This is a genomic window from Novosphingobium sp. ST904, assembly GCF_001298105.1.
Lineage (GTDB): Bacteria > Pseudomonadota > Alphaproteobacteria > Sphingomonadales > Sphingomonadaceae > Novosphingobium.
Genome location: NZ_LGJH01000032.1, coordinates 1 through 1,363 on the forward strand (window position 1 = coordinate 1; position 1,363 = coordinate 1,363).

At 61.8% G+C, this 1,363-nt stretch carries 1 protein-coding gene; it reads right to left on the reverse strand.

Annotation, left to right across the window (positions count from 1 at the left end; genetic code table 11):
* Positions 1-261: 261 nt before the first annotated feature.
* On the reverse strand, positions 262-1,296 hold the full coding sequence (locus tag ADT71_RS00205; RefSeq protein ID WP_054434091.1) for an IS110 family transposase: 1,035 nt from the start codon (positions 1,294-1,296) through the stop codon (positions 262-264).
* Between the last annotated feature and the right edge of the window lie 67 nt (positions 1,297-1,363).

A 1,363-nucleotide genomic window follows, 5' to 3' on the forward strand; every position in this document is an offset into this window, starting at 1 on the left:
TCTGTGGACGCCCCTTCGGATGCAAGCAGTAAATCGGGGTTTGTTGGCACGTAGTCGGATGCTGTCATCTGTCCGGCCTCGATGAGCAGCGCCATATGCTGCGGGCCAGTATGGGAGTTCGCGGACCGGATCCATTTCAGCTATGCGCGCTTGGCTAGCGCTCTGCCATTCCCTGGTTCTTCCAGCCCCGTCTCGCCGACTGTTGTGCCATACCCTCCTTCGACCGCCTACGTCCCCGACGCCTCTGGCCGCTGCCTTGACTTACGTCGCGACCGCTGCCGGAGCTCTGTAATCTTCGTTCTTTGTGAGCAACGCCCAGACCATGCGCGCCATCTTGTTGGCGAGCGCTACCGAGACGAGCATGCGCGGCTTGCGCTCCAGCATCCGCTCAAGCCACGAGCCGGCAGGCGCGCCAAACCGGCATGCCTGGCGTACCATTGAGCTGCCGCCGATGATCAGTAGTCGTCTGATCGTCCGCTCGCCCATCTTCGATATGCTGCCGAGCCGCTGTTTGCCGCCGGTCGAGTGCTGACGGGGGGCGAGGCCAAGCCAAGCCGCGAAGTCGCGACCCTTACGGAACGTCTCGACCGGCGGGGCCAGCGCGATGATGGCGGTCGCAGCGATAGGACCGATCCCTGGAATGGTCATTAGCCGCCTGGCTGCTTCATCCTCCTTGGCACGCTGTGCGATCTCACGGTCCAGCACGGCAACCTGCTTGTCGAGATCGGCCAGCATGTCGACCATGAGCTTGAACATGGGCCGTGCCGCTGCAGGCAGACTTGAAGTCATTTCCTCATCCTCGAGCAGGTCGGCGAGCATTGTCATATGCGCTGTGCCGCGCGGTGCTACCCAACCATACTCCGCTAGGTGCCCGCGAATGGCGTTGATCAACTGAGTGCGCTGCCGCACCGCTAGGTCACGTGTGCGGAACACGAGCCCTGCGGCCTGTTGCTCTTCGCTTTTCACCGCCACGAAGCGCATGCCTGGGCGCTGCGCAGCCTCGGCAATCGCTTCAGCATCAATCGCATCGTTCTTGTTCCGCTTCACGAATGGCTTCACGTAAGATGGCGGGATCAACCGCACATCGTGCCCCATCGTCTGTAGCTGACGCGCCCAATGATGGGCGCCACCGCACGCCTCGAGCGCTACTATGCATACCGGCTGACCTGCGAAGAACTCGAGCAGCTTTGCTCTCGTCAGCTTGCGGCTGAAAACCATCGCACCCCGCTCGTCAGCGCCATGCGCATGGAAAACGTTCTTGGCGATATCCAGACCGATTGTGGTAACCTGTGACACGGACGCCTCCTCAGTGGTGCTTCAACACCTCCACTTTGCCATAAAGGCTGTCGGGGGCGTCCACCCC